Raw genomic sequence first — 20,027 nt, forward strand, 5'->3', positions numbered from 1 at the left:
ACAATTATGATTACTTGGTCATCTCTTTCTAATAATGAGAAAAAACAGGCGCTAGCGCGCCCGGCTATGGCCAATAGCCAGCAGTTAAAACAAACCGTGGCCGAAATTATTGCCCGAGTTGAAGCAGAGGGCGATAAGGCTGTTCTTGATTACACTCGCAAGTTTGATTGCCCAGAGTTAACGGATCTTGTGCTTTCTCAAGAAAACATTGATGCTTTGGCGGCTCAGGTAACACCTGAGGTCGCAAACGCTATCGACACAGCGTTTAATAACATCAAAACGTTTCACGAAGCTCAAAAACCCAGTGATATCTCACTAACAACGACTCCAGGGGTGCATTGTGAATTGCGCTTTACCGCTTTAGACGCGGTTGGACTGTATATTCCAGGTGGCAGTGCTCCGCTACCCTCAACGGTACTCATGCTAGGAGTGCCAGCGTTAGTGGCGGGCTGTAAAAACAAACTGCTGTGTACACCACCAAACAAGCAGCAGTTAATAGCCCCTGAGATTGCGTATGCAGCCAGAAAATGTGGCATCGACAACGTATTTTTGTGTGGCGGAGCACAAGCGGTTGCAGCAATGGCACTGGGAACTGAATCTATTCCTCAGGTTGATAAAATATTTGGTCCCGGTAATAGTTTTGTTACTGAAGCCAAGCAACAGGTTAGTCAACGTGCAGACGGCGCGGCTATTGATATGCCAGCAGGTCCTTCTGAAGTGCTAGTGCTTGCCGATGAGTTTGCCAACCCTGAATTTGTGGCTTCAGACTTATTATCGCAAGCTGAGCACGGCCCAGACTCACAGGCAATTTTGGTATCAAACAGCGAAACCCTCATTGAGGAAGCGAAAGCGGCAGTTGAACGTCAGTTAGCCACGCTATCTCGTGCAGATATTGCTCGACCTGCAATGGAAAACGCGCGCTATATTTTAGCCGATACCATTGAGCAAGCCATTGAAGCGAGCAATGCTTATGCGGCTGAGCACCTCATTGTTCAAATTGAGAATGCACGAGATTATTTGCCGAAGATCAAACACGCTGGGTCAATCTTTTTAGGCCCATGGTCTCCTGAGTCTGCCGGTGACTACGCATCAGGTACCAACCATGTGTTGCCAACCTATGGATATGCTAAAAATTACTCAAGCCTTGGCCTATTAGATTTTATGCGTCGTTTTACTATTCAAGAGCTCAGTGCTGATGGCATGCGTAATTTGGGTCCAGCTATTATGGCATTAGCTGCCGCGGAGGGTTTAGACGCCCATGAACAGGCTGTTGCCTTACGTATGCAAGCACTCAAGCAAGGAGACGCCTAATGTCTGCGCTCATTGATAATTTGATAAATGAAAACTTGGTGCCGCTGAAGCCCTACGAATCGGCACGTCGTTTATTTTCTGGTGGTCAAGACTGGCTTAATGCTAATGAGTCGCCTTATGCCAATGAATACAGCGTAGACAGCAGCAACTTTAACCGATATCCGTCGTGCCAGCCTGACGCAGTTGTCAACGGCTATGCGAGCTACGCTAGTATCGATAAGTCGCAACTTATTGTGACTCGCGGTGCTGATGAAGGTATTGAGTTGCTTATTCGTACCTTTTGTACTCCAGGTAAAGACAACGTTCTTATCTGTCCGCCAACCTACGGCATGTATGCTATAAGCGCAGAAACCTGTGATGTAGGCATTAAAAAAGTACCGCTTAACGACGACTTCAGTCTAAATCTCGACGCGGTATGTGCTGAAGACGACGTGAACGTTATTTTCATTTGCGCACCCAATAACCCAACGGGCACGTCAGTAGCCCGCAAGGATATAAAAGCCGTGCTCAATCACTTTGCCGACAAAGCGTTAGTGGTTGTTGATGAAGCGTATATTGAATTTGATGCGGATAGCACTTGGGCAAATGAGATAAACAATTACCCTAATTTGGTAGTGCTACGAACCTTATCTAAGGCATTTGCGTTGGCGGGGCTTCGCTGTGGTTTCACCCTTGCTCAGGCACCTGTTATTCAGGCGCTATTAAAGGTGATTGCGCCCTATCCAATTCCTGAACCTGTAGCACAGATTGCAGCAAAAGCGCTGTCTCCTGAGTCGCTTACGTTACTAGAACTGCAAGTGGCTACCATTAATAGAGAAAAAGAAGCGTTAGCAGAGGCCCTTCAAGCCGTTGATGGCATTGAACTACTGGGCGACAGACGCGCTAATTTTATTCTGTTTCGCGATGAGAAAGCGCCCGCTTTAATGCAGTACTTAGTTAGCCAAGGTATGCTTATTCGCGACCAATCTAAACAGCTAAATTTACAAAATTGCTTACGCGTTAGCATAGGAACGGAAGAACAAAACCAGCGCTTAATGCAGTTAATTAACGACTTTAAAAATAATGAGGACGCGGCATGAGTCAGCAAGCCATACTATTTATAGACCGCGACGGTACGCTAGTTGAAGAGCCGCCCGTAGATAAGCAGTTAGACAGTTTAGAGAAACTCGTTTTCGAGCCCAACGTTATCCCTGTGTTGTTAAAACTTAAAGCAGCTGGTTTTAAGCTCGTTATGGTGTCAAACCAAGATGGATTAGGCACAGAGAGCTTCCCTCAACAAGATTTTGAGATTGCCCACAACGCCATGATGGGGATATTCGAAAGCCAAGGTGTGACTTTCGATGATGTGCTTATTTGCCCCCACTTTGAGGAAGATAACTGTACCTGCCGTAAGCCAAAGCTTGGCTTAGTGAAAGACTACCTGCAGCAAGGCCGTGTTGACTTCACTCGCTCGTATGTCATTGGCGATAGAATTACCGACGTACAGCTTGGTGAAAACATGGGCATCAAAAGCTTACAGTATAATCGCGAAACGCTTAACTGGAATGACGTTCAAAAGTCAATTTTAGCCTCATCGCGTATTGCGGAAGTGGTACGTACTACGTCTGAAACCGACATCAGAGTGCGAGTAGATTTAGATTCTCAGGAAAAATCTGCTATCCACACAGGTCTTGGTTTTTTTGACCATATGCTTGACCAAATCGCTGTTCACGGCGGGTTTGAGTTAAACGTGTCTGTTGATGGCGACCTTCATATTGACGATCACCACAGCGTTGAAGATACCGCGCTAGCTATTGGTGAAGCGCTTAAAAAAGCACTGGGTGATAAACGTGGCATTGGTCGCTTTGGGTTTGCATTACCTATGGATGAGTGTCGCGCCGAATGCATTATGGATATTTCTAACCGCCCTCACCTCAAGTTTGAAGCAGAGTTTAGCCGAGATCAGGTAGGTGAAATGGCTACAGAGATGGTGCCGCATTTCTTTTACTCTTTAGCACAAAGCATGGGATTATCGCTACACTTGTCTACCACAGAAGGCAATGCGCACCACCAGGTAGAAAGCTTATTTAAAGTATTTGGTCGCGCCCTTAGACAAGCTATTGCGCTTAAAGGCGATGCGTTGCCAAGTAGCAAGGGAGCGCTGTAATGTCAGTGGTAAACACAAACCAGCGGCAAAAAATTGTTATTGTAAACACGGGCTGCGCTAATATTTCGTCTGTGCGATTTGCCCTTGAACGTCTTGGTGTCGAAGTAGATGTATCTGACGATATCAATGTGATTAACAGCGCAGATAAAGTATTTTTGCCCGGTGTAGGAACTGCCAGCGCAGCTATGGCGAGCATAAAACAGAAAGGCTTGGTGAGCACTCTTCAATCGCTAACTCAACCCGTATTAGGGGTTTGCTTGGGCATGCAGCTTATGGTTGAAACCAGTGCTGAAGGTGGTTTCCAAGGCACCGAAGACATCGGCTGTTTATCCTTGATGCCTGGACATGTTGCTAGAATGGAGGCCAATGGTTTGCGCCTTCCTCACATGGGGTGGAATACGGTAACGCATAGCAACGAGAGCTTATTCAAAGGCATTCCGCAAGATACCTATTTCTATTTCGTGCACAGTTTTGCTGTACCTGAGTATGAGCATACGCTGGCGAGTTGTACGTATGGCAACGCTTTTTCTGCTGCCATCAATAAAAACAATTTTTATGGCGTGCAGTTTCACCCAGAGCGCTCCGGCGAGGCTGGCGCACAACTTCTTACCAACTTTGTGAACTTATAATGATAATTCCAGCAATTGATCTCATCGACGGACACGTAGTTCGTTTGTACCAAGGCGATTACGAGCAAAAAACCCAATATGAATTAGACCCCATCGACGTGGTACATGACTACGCTGACCAAGGCGCTACCTGGCTTCATATTGTGGATTTAACGGGTGCCAAAGATACTAGCAAGCGACAGTTGGCACTTATTAAAGTCATGGTTGATACAAAGCGCATGAACTTTCAAGCAGGTGGCGGCATTCGTTCTGAAGACGAGGTAGCACAACTTCTTGAAGCTGGTGTGAGTCGAGTGGTGATAGGCTCGCTTGCGGTAAAACAGCCAGAACTAGTAAAGTCTTGGGTGGAAAAATATGGCCCTGAACACATCGTGCTAGCACTAGATATTAATATCAGCGAAAGTGGTGAAAAACTTATTGCCACTCATGGCTGGCAAGAAAACTCGGGCGTCGCCTTAGAGGGCTTGCTAAACGACTTCGCTACTGTTGGCGCTAAACATGTTTTATGCACAGACATAAGCCGTGACGGCACCTTACAAGGCGCAAACAGAGAGTTGTATGAAGAAATGGCAGCGCAGTTTCCAAATGTTAAATGGCAGGCATCTGGCGGTATTGGCAGTCTAAATGACATTGAAGTGCTGAAGCCTACCAAGGTAGATGGCGTTATTTTAGGGCGCGCTCTACTTGAAGGTAAATTTACCGTGAAGGAGGCAATTGCATGCTGGCAAAACGCATAATCCCCTGCTTAGACGTTCGCGACGGCAAAGTTGTTAAAGGCGTTCAGTTTAGAAACCACGAAATTATTGGTGATATCGTTCCACTTGCAGAGCAATACGCTAAAGCCGGTGCCGACGAACTCGTTTTTTACGATATTACAGCAAGTTCTGATGCTCGCGTTGTTGATAAAAGCTGGGTAAGCCGTATTGCGCAAGTAATTGATATCCCATTTTGTGTAGCTGGTGGTATTAAAAGTATTGAAGATGCAGGCCGCATTCTTGAAATGGGCGCAGACAAAATATCTATCAACTCCCCCGCTTTAAACAACCCTGAGCTAATTAATGCACTGCACGACGTATACGGTCAACAATGTGTGGTAATTGGCATTGATAGCTTTTACAACCAAGATACCAATCAATACGAAGTGTATAAGTTTACCGGCGATGAAAGTCGTACTCAAAAAAGTCAGTGGCAGACGATTGACTGGATAAAGGAAGTGCAATCTCGCGGTGCAGGTGAAATAGTGCTTAACTGCATGAACCAAGATGGTGTGCGCAACGGTTACGATGTTAAGCAGTTAAAAGCCGTAAGAGAAGCCTGCAATGTGCCTTTAATAGCGTCAGGCGGAGCCGGTGAAATTTCACATTTTACTGATGTATTCCAACAAGCTGACGTTGACGGTGCGCTCGCGGCTTCGGTCTTTCACAAGAACATTATCAATATAGACGAGTTGAAAGCAGAGCTAACTGCCAACGGCGTCCCTATGCGCAAGCGTCATGGCTTAACAGCGCAGGCAGAAGGAATTAATCCATGATCATTACAAGTGAAAATACCAATACCTTGGCATGGGAGAAGATGGATAATCTTCTGCCAGCTATCGTGCAAGATGCATTATCTGGCAAGGTGTTAATGCAAGGCTATATGGACCAAGACGCCTTAGCCAAAACCCTCGAAAGCGGCAAAGTAACCTTCTTCAGCCGCTCCAAAAAGCGTTTGTGGATGAAAGGTGAAACATCGGGTAATACGCTCGACTTAGTGAGTGTAGCCTGTGATTGCGATAGCGATTCGCTGCTGGTTCTCGCAAATCCTAACGGCCCTACCTGCCACACAGGGAAGGAAAGTTGCTGGTTTGAAGGCAGTACCCCAGCGTTTACGTTTTTAGCCGACCTAGAGCGAGTATTAGCATCTCGTAAATCTGCTGACCCTAAAAGCAGCTACACTGCCAGCCTTTATAACAAAGGCATTAAGCGCATTGCGCAAAAAGTGGGTGAAGAAGGCGTTGAGACCGCGTTAGCCGCAACAGTGCACGACAAAGAAGAGCTTAAAAACGAAGCCGCTGACTTGTTATACCACCTAACTGTGCTGTTACAAGCGAGCGATATGTCGCTTAACGATGCGCTGAGCGTATTACAAGAGCGTCATAAATAGCTTTTAAGGCATGCAACGTCAAATGAATAACGTAAAAAAGCCCGCTTGCGGGCTTTTTTTTAGCGCTTTTCTAAGGCTTTTCTAGGGCTTTTAAACGCTACATTCCGAAATGGATGAGCGCTAAATTACCAACGGCGGTCACCAGCATTGCTAGGAAAGTAAGGATCATACCTGTAAAACGCTGCCAGCTAACGCCTGAGTGTCTTCCCAGTCCGTAAGCATGCAATACCCTACCAAACAAAATAGCGCTTCCTAATGCATGTACAGCCCACCCTTGACCGGTATTCGCTTCAAAACAAGCGATCATGATGAGGGTAATAGGAACATATTCGCTAAAGTTACCATGAGCTCGGGATAAACGCCCTAAATCTTCATGGCCACCGTCGCCTAAACTTACGTTGTGTCGACGTCTAGCTCCGATAACAAGAAACGATAAATACAGATAACATATACCGAGTAAACTGGCGTAAAAGGCTGTGATTGGTAAAACCATCTCAACTCCACTTTTTATAATTATTTTTACGAATACTGACGCTAAGGTAGCATAGGAATTTTAGCAACGTATAGCTGTTTATTAAGCATTTCTTAGGGGTGAGAAACCCTACTCAACTCGAAATGCTATCAAGCACGTACTTTGAATACGCAGGCTGTTAAAAAACGCGTATGAAAAAGGCCGCGTTGTGCGGCCTTCCTCAATTTTTAATCACTAACTAGCTTAAGCGCTCTTCAAGTTCTGCACTTACCACATCTACCGGACGGTTGCCGTCTAGCTTGTGGTACTCACAATTACCTGCGTCCGCCTCTGCTGAGTAATAGTTAACCAGCGGTTTTGTTTGTTCGTGGTAAATAGCAAGACGCTTACGAACTGTCTCTTCTTTGTCGTCTTCACGAACAATTAAATCTTCGCCAGTTGCGTCATCTTTACCTTCCACTTTTGGTGGATTGTATACAACGTGGTAAACCCTACCCGATGCTGGATGCACTCTGCGTCCACCCATTCGCTCAACTATAACATCGTCAGCAACGTCAAACTCGATGCAGTGGTCAACCTTTACACCTGCTTCTTTCATTGCATCTGCTTGCGGAATTGTGCGAGGAAAGCCATCTAGTAGAAAGCCGTCTTTGCAATCGTCCATTGCAATGCGCTCTTTCACCAAGCCGATAATAATATCGTCAGAAACCAGCTTACCTTCATCCATCACCTGCTTAGCTTTCAAACCAAGTTCGGTACCAGCTTTTATCGCTGCGCGAAGCATATCGCCTGTAGAGATTTGTGGAATACCGTATTTGCCCATTAGGAACTGAGCTTGTGTGCCCTTACCCGCGCCAGGAGCGCCGAGAAGAATGATTCGCATGAGTGCGTTCTCCGCTTATGATTTTTAAAATTTTTACTTCGGGCACTTTACACATTCAGCACAATAGTGACAAGTATAAGCAGTACCCTGAGGCTAATCTTACGACTAATGGCGAATATACGCTCAGCTTATAGTCAATTAATGACCAGAACATAAGCCGTGCGCAGCCACAAAGGCTGAGAAATATAGCACATTATTTTGCACGAGCTTTACCGAGGTAGTGACAAACACAAAAAAACGGGCGTAAAGCCCGTTTTTAACTGTAAACCTAAGTTTATATCGACTTATTTCGCCAGCTTCATCAGCAGCGCGTTCAAGTTCTGAACAAACGTAGACGGGTCTTTTAGACTACCTTGTTCAGATAGCGCGGCTTGGTCGAACAACACGCCTACCCACTCATTGAACAGTTCTTCGTCTTGCGTATCCGCTAACTTCTTCACTAAGCTATGCTCTGGGTTAAGCTCAAAGTGATACTTAACGTCTGGAACATTTTGACCAGCAGCTTGCATTAGCTTCATCATCTGCGTTGTCATGCCGTTATCGTCGGCAACAATACACGCCGGAGAGTCAGTTAAACGATGTGTAAACTTAACATCGACAACTTTGTCACCTAATGCGGCTTTTGCACGTTCTAGCACGTCTTTAATTTCGTTCTCTGCTTCTTCTTGCGCTTTCTTAGACTCTTCATCTTCCAAGTCGCCTAAGTCAAGGTCGCCTTTAGCAATAGAAACAAACTGCTTTTCGTTGAACTCAGTTAGGTGAGACATTAACCACTCGTCAATGCGCTCGCCCATTAGCAATACCTCAATGCCTTTCTTGCGGAATATCTCAAGATGCGGGCTAGTTTTTGCTGCCTGAAGGCTGTCTGCAGTCACGTAATAGATCTTGTCTTGACCTTCTTTCATACGCTCAATGTAATCGGCAAGCGATACTGTTTGCGCGTCTGAGTCGCCATGAGTCGATGAGAAGCGAAGTAGACCGGCAATTTTCTCGCGATTACTGAAATCTTCCGCAGGCCCCTCTTTAAGTGCGTTACCAAATTCATTCCAGAATGCTTGGTATTTCTCAGCATCGTTCTTCGCCATCTTTTCAAGCATCTGAAGTACGCGCTTAGTGCAGCCCTGACGCAACGCCTGAGTGACTTTGTTGTCTTGCAGGATCTCACGAGAAACGTTAAGCGGTAGGTCATTACTATCTAACAGACCTTTTACGAAGCGAAGATAGGTTGGCATGAACTGCTCGGCGTCATCCATAATGAATACGCGCTGCACATAAAGCTTCAAGCCGTGATTCTGCTCGCGATTCCACATATCAAACGGTGCTTTTGAAGGTATATATAGCAAGCTGGTGTACTCAGTTTTACCTTCAACTTTGTTGTGCACCCAAGATAGTGGGTCGGCAAAGTCGTGTGAAATGTGCTTATAAAACTCTTTATATTCGTCTTCAGTAATCTCTGACTTTTCGCGAGTCCATAGGGCTGTCGCTTTGTTGACAACTTCCCACTCACCTGGCTGAGCTTCAATTTTTTCGCCGTCAGGACCTTCGCTTTCAGGTACTTCGTCTTTCCACATTTGAACAGGAATGCTGATATGGTCAGAGTACTTACTAACAATTGAACGCAAACGCCAAGTATCCGCGAACTCTTTCTCATCTTCACGTAAATGCAGAGTAATTTCTGTACCGCGAGATGGCTTATTAATTTCTGCAATAGTGAATTCACCTTCACCATCAGAAATCCACTCAACACCTGTTGAGGCATCTGCACCAGCAGCACGCGAGCGTACGGTTACTTTATCAGCTACGATGAACGCAGAGTAAAAACCAACACCGAACTGGCCGATTAATTGAGAATCTTTCGCGTTATCACCAGACAGCTTGCTAAAGAAGTCTTTTGTGCCCGACTTAGCGATTGTACCTAAATTAGCAATCACTTCATCTCGGGTCATACCAATACCGTTATCGGTAATGGTTATCGTATTTGCTTCGCTGTCTACGCTAAGCTTTACGTTTAAGTCGCCATCGTTTTCATAGAGACTATCATTTTCCAATGCGCGAAAACGCAGCTTATCAGCGGCGTCAGCGGCATTCGACACTAGCTCGCGTAAGAAGATCTCTTTGTTTGAATACAAAGAATGAATCATCAGATGTAGAAGCTGTTTTACTTCCGTCTGAAAACCGTGGGTTTCTTTATGGGCTGCTTCAGCCATAATCCAGTATCTCCTCGTTGAATGGATCACGTTACTGATAGACAGGTAAGGACGCGGGGCGTGTTTTTCAACTACAAGAGCAAAAATTTATTGTGAATTTATCTCACTAAAGTTTACGGCGCCCGGAAAAAGCATGGGTAAGCGTATTATTATCGATATATTCCAGCTCGCCGCCAACAGGTACTCCATGAGCGATACGAGACGCTTCGATATCATTAGCGCTGCAAAGTTGGGCAATATAATGTGCCGTGGCCTCCCCTTCTACGGTAGGGTTGGTAGCTAAAATCACTTCCGAAATTCCGCCCTTGGAAAAGCGCTCTTCTAACTCGTTGAGACCAATTTCTTCCGGACCTACGCCGTCAATGGGTGAGAGATGACCCATTAAAACGAAGTACTGGCCTTTGAAGCTCAGTGTCTGCTCTATGGCTAACACATCTTGGGGGCTCTCTACCACGCATAGCAGGCCACTCGCTTCACGCTCAGGATGACGGCATATGTCACATAGTTCGTCTTCGGTGAACGTTCTACAGCGCTTACAATGATGAATGTGCTCCATAGCGTTGTGCAAAACATCACTTAACTCTACTGCGCCTTTGCGATTTCGCTCCAACAAATGAAATGCCATTCGCTGCGCGCTTTTATTACCAACGCCGGGTAAGCACGTTAAGGCCTGAATTAACTCTGCAAGTAACGGACTAAACTTCATAATGAGACTACTTCGCTGTTGTTTTTCTATCTTTTTGTTGAGCGTATTTAATCACGTTACGCTTCACTTGGTCGAGTTTAACTTCGTAAACATTTCCACCTACCAGCCCTTTAAATTCCTCATCGGTGAATACCAAGGTATTGTCGTCGTAAAATGTTACGGCCTCTTTTTGCGTAACGATACCTAGGTCAATACGAGACACATCACCGCTAAAAAACTTATCGCCCTCAAAGTTTTCAAACAGCCACAGACTTGTAGAGTCTAATAACACCAATTTTTTTCTATTGGGACTAATGGCGGCTGAGGTTATCCAACACAGTTTTTCTAGCGTTGTACATGTTTTAAACTCACCAATGAATTCGGCGTTAAAATTAGCGGCATGGTCACCCACTTTATAAAGTTTGGTGATCCCATCAAATGGCTTCGTTCTATTCTTGGTGAAAAGATAAAGATTACGTTTATATTCTACGAATGCTTCTAAATCGTAATTTTTATCTTCAGGCTTTATTTCCCCATCCCCCATTTGAGGGTAAGTAAACTTGATAATTTCAGCTTCTGTGGTGTCTGTTTTTATATCAATGGGATTTTCAATCTTGTAAATTGTTAACCAGCGTCTGTCATTATTGTTGTTCCCAAAATCCCCAAGGAAAAAATGGCCAAACTGATTTTGCGTCATGTCTTCCCAGTCGACATTTTTCGCATTGGATACCGTAACTTCACGGGCAATTGAACCATCTTTATTCAACATATAAAGAATAGGCCCATCGCCGCTGTCGTTAATAGCCCAAAGACGTTTCCTTTTATCAAATTCGATACCCGATATCTCCCTCAACTTCGGGTCTACAGTCACTGTTTTTATGCTGAATAAGGAATAGATACTAAAAACCGTCAATACGAAAGCAATAGCAATAAGAATGAGAGTGGAGGTGACCAAACCTTTTCTGATCAAGACGGGTTCCTTTTTATCTAGAGACAGCGTAAAAGCTGAGGAAGTTATATTTATAACGGCTTTTAAAGGGAGAATGCAAAATTGGCAATAATAAACTTGCAGGTTTAATTCACCACGTAAATAAGCGTTCAGTGAAGCCAATAGCTGCCATCGTCATTCATGTAAAGTGTGGGCGTCATTAGTTCGATAATTCCCAACGTTTAATCTTTTTCAATATCTATGAATGAGTTCCCTACTAATCAACTCATTAATACATATTAGCGAGTATCCGAGACATGCTATAAACACAAAAGCCTCGGAGTGTTCCAAGGCTTTTGAATGAATTGTCGAACTATAGAAACGGAGTGTCTACAATTTAAAATGGTAACTTCATACCTGGTGGAAGTGACATGCCACCCGTAACTTCTGCCATTTTTTCCTTGCTTGTTTCTTGTACTCTGCGCACGGCATCGTTGAATGCAGCAGCAACAAGATCTTCAATCATGTCTTTGTCGTCGTCCATTAGCGACTCATCAATATCCACACGACGAACGTTATGGTTACATGTCATAGTAACTTTCACCATACCGGCACCGGCTTCACCGGTAACTTCCAGCTTAGCCAGATCATCTTGCACTTTTTGCATGCGATCTTGCATTTGCTGCGCCTGTTTCATCATGTTGCCCATACCACCTTTAAACATATCGTTTTCTCACTTTATCTTGGTATTAAGTTTATCTGCTATCGAGCTTTAACCGAATCGGTTACTACTGAGGCGTCGAACGTCGACAGCAGCGCTTGAATTTTTTCGTCGGTTTGTACAACCGAATGTGCATGCGCTAGACGCATAGCCTGAATATTTTGCTGCAATGAAAATGGCGTAATTTCTGGCTCGCCTAGCGAAATATCAATTGTTACGTTTTCGCCTAATCCATGGTGCAAGGCATCCAGTAACTGCTGTTTTGCGCTGTCATTAAGTAAATGCGACTGACTGTTGTCAATTTCAAGTGATACCTGGCTCCCGTTTCGAGAAAAAGAGGCGTGAAGGAATAACTGCTTCAATAGCCCCGCAATAGGCATTTGCTCTACTAAGTTGCTCCATTGATCAATCTGGCTAGCATGGACAAGTTTACTTCCATCCTCCAAATACGCACTTAAACCGTTATATTCAGAATCAGTCAATACTGGCCTACTGCTATTCTGTGTAACTTCCTGTGCTTCATTAGGCTCATTTTGCTGTGCGCCATTGAACTCGCTCTGCTGAACCTGAACCTGGTTAATCTCGCTCTGCTGTGCTTTGTTACGTTCGCTCTGCTCTGGCTCGGCAAAGCCTCCAACTTCACTGCTTGGCTCTTGAGAAGCCCCGCTGTCCGGCTCTAATGTTTCCCAAGGAGGCAAATCTTGCGATGCGATTTGCTGCTGTGCGCGAGAAGTTGAAGCAGGCTCTTCATTAGCAAATGGCATATCGTTGTCAAATTCAGCGTCAAGGAAGTCGTCATCTTGCTGCTGAGGAGCAGCTTCAACATGACTATTTGGAAGCACAGCTTCCTGTGTTAGCCCCTGCTCAAGATTTGACCACCTTTGGGTGGAATGTTCTGAAATAGGCTGCTCTTGCAAGGCTTGGGCAGAATTGGACAGCTCTGAGATAGGCTTTGCGGAACTTGCTGCAACAGAGTCGCCAGAGTCGCTCTTTTCAAACCTCGAGCGCAGTGTATTTGACATACGCTGCTCGGCCATTGTGGCCTCACTGCCTGCTGCAGATTGCGCTTTTTCGTTCTCTTTATCTTGGGCTTTTCGCTGTTTAAGTTTCTGCCTAAGCGCAAGCATATCTGCGGTTGCACTTAACTGTTCCTCAGGGGACGGAGCTTTGTTCTCGCTCTGAGGTGCAAACTCACCTTCTACAGCTTCAAGATAGTGTTCGCTTCCATTTTGAAAGTCATTATCTGAAACTGGATAAAAATCGTCGCTTTCTGAGGGCGGAACGTCATCCATGTAAGCATCAAGAGGCGGTTCATCATTGCTGTAAGACGCTAAAGGCAATGATGAATCTAACGTGCTTGTATCGTTCGTCTCCTGTGCATTTTGTAATTCAGACTCTTGCGTGGTTGAGTACTGTTGCAAAGGCTGGGTAGGTAACGCAGGTTCTGACGTTTCGTGAAGCTGTTGCTTTGCCTCAGGCAGTGCTTCTGGCAGTTGCTCTGAATCTATTTCAGCATTATTTTCGGCTTGGCCTTCTGTATGACTTCCGGCATGACCTTCTGCGTGCTCTTCTGCATGGCCTTCTGCATGGCCTTCTGCGTGATCTTCTACATGGCCTTCTTCTAACGAAGACGCGTCATCATCAACATTTTGTTGTATTTGTGACGTTTGTTCTTCCCGAGTATTAGCGTGTAAAGGGGGGGTAGTTGATTGCTCAAGCTTACGCTCTGAAGTATTGACAGTTTCAGACTGATGAATATTTGTTGAAGTTGCAAGAGCGTCGCTTTCTGGCGCTTGCTCTTGCTTACCTACGTTTCCCGGATCACCAGTCTCTCTTTGATGGTGTCCTTCAACCTCTCGGTGAGAACTTACAGGTAATTCATTTTCACTGGCGCCGCTTTCTATTAACTCTTCACCACCACTGGGAGGAGGCGCGGGTGCAAATGACATCATTCTCATTAATGTCATTTCAAATGCGCTTCTACCGTCGGCTGCAAAAGGTAAATCCTTGCGTCCTTGAAGTGCAATTTGATAAAGCAACTGCACTTGCTCTGCAGGAATCGTTTTCGCTAATTGGAAAATTGCTTTTGCCGAGGTAGTTTCTAGCTTACACGCCTCTGGAACCCACTGAGTAAGCGCGACCTGGTGCAATAAGCTGGCAAGTTCACTATGTACATTGTCATAGTCTGGCGCTTGCTCTGCAATGTCGTTAACCAGGTTCATGACGTCACTGGGTGACTTATTCACTACAGCATGAACAACCTTTAACAGCTGATTTTTATCCATCAGCCCAAGCATGTCTGTTACCACCGAGGCAATAACCTGATTACCACCTTGCGCAATTGCTTGGTCGGTTAAGCTTAATGCATCTCGCATACTGCCCTGTGCCGCGCGCGCCAGAAGCGATAACGCTTGAGGTTCAAAGCTTAAACTCTCTTGTTCCAGAATATGGGTAAGCTGACCGACAATTTGCTCTCTAGACATTGCCTTAAGATTAAATTGAAGACAACGAGACAAAATAGTAATGGGTAATTTTTGTGGATCAGTAGTTGCCAGCAGGAATTTCACATGTGGCGGAGGCTCTTCCAGTGTTTTCAAAAGCGCATTAAAACTGTGCTTAGAAAGCATGTGTACTTCATCTATGAGGTACACTTTGTATCTGCCGCGCGTGGGCTTGTACTGAACGTTGTCTAAAAGCTCACGGGTGTCTTCTACTTTGGTTCTTGATGCCGCATCAATCTCGAGTAAGTCAACATAGTTACCGTGTTCTATCTCTTTGCAAGTATCACATTGACCACAAGGGTTAGCCCCCTGTCCTTCCTCGCAATTCAGGCTTTTAGAGAAAATACGCGCTATGGTAGTTTTACCCACACCTCGAGTGCCCGTAAAGAGGTAAGCGTGATGCAAACGGTCATTATCTAGGGCATTTGAAATGGCTGAAACAACATGTTCCTGACCCACAAGTTCACCGAACTTACCGGGACGCCATTTTCTTGCTAATACCTGATAACTCATCGCTGTACTCTTTGCCTCATCACGCCTCATCACGCCTCATCACACCTCATTGTGCTCTTCTGAATGACTGTTACTCGCCTTCAAATTCGCAAATTGAATAACTTTCAATGTTTAAGTCAGCCAGTTTCTCACAACCACCTAAATCTGGCAGATTGATAACAAACCCTGCGTGATTTATTTCTCCGCCCAGAGAGCGAATAAGTTTTGCAGACGCAGCAATTGTGCCGCCAGTGGCTAAGAGATCGTCAATAAGAAGCACTTTATCACCAGGGACAATGGCATCTCGGTGGATCTCAAGAGTGTCTGTGCCGTACTCAAGCTCGTAGCTTTCACTCACCACTTCTCGAGGTAACTTGTTGGGTTTTCGAACAGGTATAAAACCAATTCCCATCTCAATTGCCAATGGCGCACCGAACAAAAAGCCACGTGCTTCAGTGCCGGCGATTTTAGTAAACCCCATGCCCTGATATTTCTCAACTAGCAACGAAATGCAATTGCTGAACGCTTTGTGATCTTCCAAAACGCTAGTTACATCTCTAAATAAAATACCTGGCTTTGGATAGTCAGGAACGGTTTTCACTACTGATTTTATATATTCTGCAGTCACGATTATGCCTTGTATGTCTGCTTTATAACCAGAACGTGAACCAACCGGCGATGATATGCATCAACGGTAAAGCGAGTAAAGTTACTAAAGAACCTAAAAAATACCACTTGTTGTAGACTTCTTTGAAATCTTCATTGTTAGCCATTGCACTACCTAAACAATATTTGTGAACAAAAAAATGGTGGTAAATGTTAATCGAAAGCTCGCATGATTGACAGCGCTAATGTGGTTAAACGGTCACTTTAACAACAGTTGAATAGTAAAGTTTTAAATAATATAAAATTTTGACATTCAATTACCCTCACGGGGTTTGTGGAGGGGCGTTTAACAAACGTACCTGTAAATACTTATACAGCAATTAGTATTCCTTTTTTAAGCATATCGACAACAGTTTGTTGCGCTCCCTGAATTAGAGCGTGTTGTGGTATGTGAGGCACGTTCTCACTTACTTTTTGAGCTAATGAGTCAAGCCTAAGCCCTTGCTCTTCAAATTCTAGTGTGTGGACTAACAACGCAGTTACTGCATTGAGATGGGCGAAGTGAACATGGTGCTGAGCATCTCTATAGACAACATAATATTCTGGCTCTGGTGAGGGGGCCGTTGGCAAAAAGTCAGTGCCAATTAAGTGAACTGGAAACGAATAAGAGACTAGCGTTGCAAGTGGAGATACTCTTACCTTTTCTACGCTATCGTCCTGTTTATAAAAGTGCACCTCTTCGCTATTTTTTCGCGTTTGTACATCTAGTTCCAGCCATTCATAATGCGCTAACTCTGCCGAAAATTCGGGCAAGTCTAAGGCCAGGGCTGGATTAATGGACAAATACTCGACGAACTCTTTACTGATTTCATTGAAATAAGGAGAACGACATTCATGCTCACTAAAAAACTGCCTAACGACGAGCTGCCATCCTTCTATTCCATGAAGGTCGACAATTATTGATTTAAGAACTGGAAACGCACTGCTAACAAAACTATCAATGTTGCTGAAAAATAGGGCTTGATAAACCCCCACTCTTCTCGCCTCTTCATCATTTTTTGGCGTGAAGGTTTTCGGATTTTTGATAGCGTGCACGAACTCGTACTGAGTTTGCTCAAAAGATTTTTTCACAAAGCAATACCAGAAGTTGTAGCATCTCTCACAGAGATGCTTTGCGCCTGAATATCTTTTATCTTGCGAACTTCATTTAACAGTGTCGCCATTGATGGAATATTAAAGTCTCGTTCCAGTAAAGTAGGATAAACGCCATGTGTACTATAGGCAAAGCGCAGTAGATCCCAGACTGGTTCTATTACATCAGCACCGTGTGTATCAACTTTTAAATCAACTGCTTCATCAAAGTGCCCAGCAATGTGGCCATAAACAATTTTGTGAGATGGAAGACCTGCAATAAACTCTGTAGCGCAATAGCCGTGATTAATACTATTAACATACACATTATTCACATCGAGAAGCATTGAGCAGCCAGATTCTAAAAGTATGGCATTGGTGAATTCAAGCTCTGACATTTCTTGCCCAGGCGCTATGTAATAAGAAACATTCTCTAACACCAGAGGCCTTTCAAGAATATCCTGCACTTGTTTGATGCGTGAGACTACATGGCAAACTGCTTCTTCAGTAAAAGGAATAGGCATAAGATCGTACATATGACCTTGACCTGAACAGTAACTCAAATGTTCGCTATAAAGGGCTATATTATGTGAATCTAAAAACTGTTTGATCGTTTTAATGAACTCAACGTCGAGTTTGTCGCTACTACCAATGGAGAGCGAAAGACCATGGCTACTAAATGCAGCCTGTGTTGAAGCTTGTTTGAACTGTTCTTGATAAAGGCCACCAAGCGGTATCCAATTTTCAGGGGCTACTTCCCAAAAATCCACCTCACTGGGCATTTCTGGTAATATTTCATTTAGCATTTCTCGCCTGAAACCTAATCCAGCACCTGCAATTTTGTTCACTATTATCTCCGGAGATTAAGACAAAAATGGCCATCAATAGACGGCCATCTTGCGTAGACAAATAGTTATTAAGTTAGTTACATGCTACCGCACTTACCTTCACCACACTTACCTTCTTTTGCAGCCTTATGGCCGCCGCACTTACCTTCTTTTGCAGCCTTATGACCGCCGCATTTACCTTCCTTTGCAGCCTTATCGCCGCCGCATTTGCCTTCTTTGGCTGCTTTATCGCCGCCGCATTTTCCCTCTTTGGCTGCTTTATCGCCGCCGCATTTGCCTTCTTTGGCTGCTTTATCGCCGCCGCATTTACCTTCTTTGGAAGCTTTATCACCGCCGCACTTGCCTTCACCACACTTACCTTCGGCGGCAAATTGGCTGTATCCAGACTCTAAAGACTGAATTGCGAAAGGATTAGACTCCGCCATAGCTACACTTGATGTTAAAGAGCCGATAACTACCGCTCCTAAGGCTGTTGCTACTGATGACTTTTTAATTTGTTTCATTATTATTTCCTCAAAGTTCCACATCGCGTTGTAGACACACTGCACACGTTCAAAGTATTAGACCTGAAAAAGTAAAATATTATTTCACTTACTATTAACTTTTAAACGTTCTACTGTCAGCTTACACTCGCATGCTACTACAATATATTAACATCAGGCCGCAGATAGATAGGTCAACTCAACTGAGCTTGATACCTCACATAAAACATTGCGTCTTTAGTTTTTTGTATACTCAAGTATTGTGCTCTCGTTAAAAGACCGACTAAATTCTGTCAGCTTATTATAGAGGTCTTTCTTGTGAGGGCTATTTAAAGACACGGCAAAAAAAGTTGGGATATTTCTTTTTAGCGTTATTAACGCAGTATCACTGTCGGTTTTTCGGTCGCCCAAGAAATGATAAAACGGTCTTTCATAAGTAATCAAGTTTGCAGTTCTATCAAATAAAAATAGTCTTATAGAGTCTATACTCGACGGCATATCGAAAAATACATATCCCTGCTCTTCTAGGCGGTTACGTTCACCAATGTAATCGTATCCTCTTATACCAGCTATGGACTTTTCATCTAATCGTGTAGTGTTAGCAAGTCTGATTAATGTTAAGAAAGTAACCGGCTTTTCAATAAACATAGCGTTGTCATCAAGTGCCGCTGTGCCTTTCACGTTAACGGTAAGATCGATCTCTCCCTTACGAACTCTTTCATATAATCTAGCAGGGGGTATACATTCGATCTTCATGTCATAGCCTAACTGCTTTAGAAGCACATCAGACATCTCTACAACTTCACCAGAACATTTGCCGGTCTCGTTGTCCTTTATGACAAGCGGAGGAAAAACTACGATCCCAAGAGTCACTGATTTTACGTTTTTATTCATATCACCCTCACCCTTAACTATGGGTGAAAACAACACAATAAAGATTATTACAAAGTAGATGAGAGAACTGCTCATAGTTCGCATTAAAAGACCGCACACTAAAACTTTTTATCAGTAGTAATGTATATAACATTTATTTAATAAAAGACACATCCCAACTAATTTACTAATGTACCCACAGGTATCAAAAACTTTACGAAAAAACTATTCCGAAACAAACGGGGTCAGATCCGCATTAGCACGCTTACCTGTTAGGAGGTAGGCTCTAACTTGGGCTAGCATCACTTTAAATGTCTAAGGAAAGTATCTCTAGGCTGTGAAGGAGTGCTTAATGTGGTTCTGACCCCGTTTATTTTTTAACCTCTCTTATGCATACCATTTTTAGAATCGATAAAGAGGGTCAGATCCGCATTAGCACACTTACCTGTTAGGAGGTAGGCTCTAGCTTGGGCTAGCATCACTTTAAATCTCTAAGGAAAGTATCGCTAGGCTGTGAAGGAGTGCTTAATGTGGATCTGACCCCGTTTATGATTTTTGGGATGCTAGAAAGCAAAAAACCCGCCGTTAGGCGGGTTTTTCTTAATGGGACCTGGCAGTGTCCTACTCTCACATGGGGAGACCCCACACTACCATCGGCGCTAATACGTTTCACTTCTGAGTTCGAAATGGAGTCAGGTGGTACCGTATCGCTATGGCTGCCAGGAAAAAACTGGATAACAATTTAGGAAAGTTTGATATTAATTCAATCAGTGAGTAACTACTTTTCACTCTACTGTTTTTATGTCTTTAGCTTGTCTTTGCTTACAACGCCAACTTCTCACCGAAGCCTTTTAGGCGTTGTATGGTTAAGCCTCTCGGGCAATTAGTACAGGTTAGCTTAACGCCTTACAACGCTTCCACACCCTGCCTATCAACGTCATCGTCTATAACAACCCTTCCAGACCTT

19 protein-coding genes and 2 rRNA genes are annotated in these 20,027 nt (G+C 44.2%); 7 read left to right on the top strand and 14 right to left on the bottom strand.

Going from position 1 to position 20,027, the window contains the following annotated elements; genetic code table 11:
* Window positions 1-6: 6 nt before the first annotated feature.
* The 7 genes from hisD to hisIE are packed head-to-tail and all read left to right on the top strand — an operon-like array spanning window position 7 to window position 6,231.
* Window positions 7-1,311 (top strand): histidinol dehydrogenase, encoded by a 1,305-nt coding sequence (gene hisD / locus GTW09_RS16125; protein ID WP_163112697.1) that lies wholly within the window; start codon window positions 7-9, stop codon window positions 1,309-1,311.
* A complete protein-coding gene (hisC, locus tag GTW09_RS16130) occupies window positions 1,311-2,390 on the top strand; it encodes a histidinol-phosphate transaminase (RefSeq protein WP_163112698.1) in 1,080 nt (359 codons plus the stop codon). The genes hisD and hisC overlap by 1 nt, the downstream gene beginning before the upstream one ends.
* Window positions 2,387-3,457, top strand: a complete 1,071-nt coding sequence (hisB, locus tag GTW09_RS16135; protein WP_071979319.1) for a bifunctional histidinol-phosphatase/imidazoleglycerol-phosphate dehydratase HisB — start codon at window positions 2,387-2,389, stop codon at window positions 3,455-3,457. Before hisC ends, hisB begins: the two co-directional genes overlap by 4 nt.
* Window positions 3,457-4,086, top strand: a complete 630-nt coding sequence (gene hisH, locus GTW09_RS16140) for an imidazole glycerol phosphate synthase subunit HisH (RefSeq protein WP_163112699.1) — start codon at window positions 3,457-3,459, stop codon at window positions 4,084-4,086. The genes hisB and hisH overlap by 1 nt, the downstream gene beginning before the upstream one ends.
* Complete coding sequence (gene hisA / locus GTW09_RS16145; protein WP_163112700.1) at window positions 4,086-4,823, top strand: 1-(5-phosphoribosyl)-5-[(5-phosphoribosylamino)methylideneamino]imidazole-4-carboxamide isomerase; 738 nt, start codon at window positions 4,086-4,088, stop codon at window positions 4,821-4,823. Before hisH ends, hisA begins: the two co-directional genes overlap by 1 nt.
* Window positions 4,805-5,617, top strand: a complete 813-nt coding sequence (hisF, locus tag GTW09_RS16150) for an imidazole glycerol phosphate synthase subunit HisF (RefSeq protein WP_100972487.1) — start codon at window positions 4,805-4,807, stop codon at window positions 5,615-5,617. The genes hisA and hisF overlap by 19 nt, the downstream gene beginning before the upstream one ends.
* The gene (gene hisIE / locus GTW09_RS16155; RefSeq protein ID WP_163112701.1) at window positions 5,614-6,231 is read left to right on the top strand and encodes a bifunctional phosphoribosyl-AMP cyclohydrolase/phosphoribosyl-ATP diphosphatase HisIE; all 618 of its coding nucleotides are present in this window, start codon (window positions 5,614-5,616) and stop codon (window positions 6,229-6,231) included. Before hisF ends, hisIE begins: the two co-directional genes overlap by 4 nt.
* A 97-nt stretch (window positions 6,232-6,328) precedes the next feature.
* Here hisIE and GTW09_RS16160 read toward each other — a convergent pair whose 3' ends face one another.
* From GTW09_RS16160 to GTW09_RS16225, 14 genes are all read right to left on the bottom strand, one after another.
* Window positions 6,329-6,724, bottom strand: coding sequence for an MAPEG family protein (locus GTW09_RS16160; RefSeq protein ID WP_071979324.1), 396 nt, complete (start codon window positions 6,722-6,724; stop codon window positions 6,329-6,331).
* Between the two features lie 217 nt (window positions 6,725-6,941).
* On the bottom strand, window positions 6,942-7,586 hold the full coding sequence (gene adk, locus GTW09_RS16165; RefSeq protein ID WP_163112702.1) for an adenylate kinase: 645 nt from the start codon (window positions 7,584-7,586) through the stop codon (window positions 6,942-6,944).
* A gap of 284 nt (window positions 7,587-7,870) precedes the next feature.
* Window positions 7,871-9,793 carry a molecular chaperone HtpG gene (gene htpG, locus GTW09_RS16170; RefSeq protein WP_071979326.1) on the bottom strand — a complete coding sequence of 641 codons (1,923 nt, stop codon included), beginning with the start codon at window positions 9,791-9,793 and terminating at the stop codon, window positions 7,871-7,873.
* A 106-nt stretch (window positions 9,794-9,899) separates the two neighbouring features.
* Complete coding sequence (gene recR / locus GTW09_RS16175; protein ID WP_071979327.1) at window positions 9,900-10,499, bottom strand: recombination mediator RecR; 600 nt, start codon at window positions 10,497-10,499, stop codon at window positions 9,900-9,902.
* A 7-nt stretch (window positions 10,500-10,506) separates the two neighbouring features.
* Complete coding sequence (locus GTW09_RS16180) at window positions 10,507-11,448, bottom strand: hypothetical protein (RefSeq protein ID WP_100972491.1); 942 nt, start codon at window positions 11,446-11,448, stop codon at window positions 10,507-10,509.
* Window positions 11,449-11,803: 355 nt separating this feature from the next.
* Entirely contained in the window at window positions 11,804-12,130 is a 327-nt protein-coding gene (locus GTW09_RS16185; protein WP_071979328.1) for a YbaB/EbfC family nucleoid-associated protein, read from the bottom strand.
* Between the two features lie 38 nt (window positions 12,131-12,168).
* On the bottom strand, window positions 12,169-15,141 hold the full coding sequence (dnaX, locus tag GTW09_RS16190; protein ID WP_163112703.1) for a DNA polymerase III subunit gamma/tau: 2,973 nt from the start codon (window positions 15,139-15,141) through the stop codon (window positions 12,169-12,171).
* A gap of 70 nt (window positions 15,142-15,211) precedes the next feature.
* A complete protein-coding gene (gene apt, locus GTW09_RS16195; RefSeq protein WP_163112704.1) occupies window positions 15,212-15,748 on the bottom strand; it encodes an adenine phosphoribosyltransferase in 537 nt (178 codons plus the stop codon).
* 347 nt (window positions 15,749-16,095) lie between these two features.
* On the bottom strand, window positions 16,096-16,857 hold the full coding sequence (locus tag GTW09_RS16200) for an HvfC family RiPP maturation protein (RefSeq protein WP_163112705.1): 762 nt from the start codon (window positions 16,855-16,857) through the stop codon (window positions 16,096-16,098).
* Entirely contained in the window at window positions 16,854-17,705 is an 852-nt protein-coding gene (locus GTW09_RS16205) for an HvfB family MNIO-type RiPP peptide maturase (RefSeq protein ID WP_163112706.1), read from the bottom strand. Before GTW09_RS16205 ends, GTW09_RS16200 begins: the two co-directional genes overlap by 4 nt.
* A 77-nt stretch (window positions 17,706-17,782) precedes the next feature.
* On the bottom strand, window positions 17,783-18,208 hold the full coding sequence (locus GTW09_RS16210; RefSeq protein WP_163112707.1) for an HvfA family oxazolone/thioamide-modified RiPP metallophore: 426 nt from the start codon (window positions 18,206-18,208) through the stop codon (window positions 17,783-17,785).
* Between the two features lie 216 nt (window positions 18,209-18,424).
* The gene (locus tag GTW09_RS16215; RefSeq protein WP_100972500.1) at window positions 18,425-19,081 is read right to left on the bottom strand and encodes a type 2 periplasmic-binding domain-containing protein; all 657 of its coding nucleotides are present in this window, start codon (window positions 19,079-19,081) and stop codon (window positions 18,425-18,427) included.
* Between the two features lie 587 nt (window positions 19,082-19,668).
* Window positions 19,669-19,784 (bottom strand): 5S ribosomal RNA (rrf, locus tag GTW09_RS16220).
* A 138-nt stretch (window positions 19,785-19,922) separates the two neighbouring features.
* Window positions 19,923-20,027, bottom strand: a 23S ribosomal RNA gene (locus GTW09_RS16225); the annotation flags it as partial.

The sequence above is a fragment of the Alteromonas hispanica genome, assembly GCF_010500915.1.
GTDB classification, from domain to species: domain Bacteria; phylum Pseudomonadota; class Gammaproteobacteria; order Enterobacterales; family Alteromonadaceae; genus Alteromonas; species Alteromonas hispanica.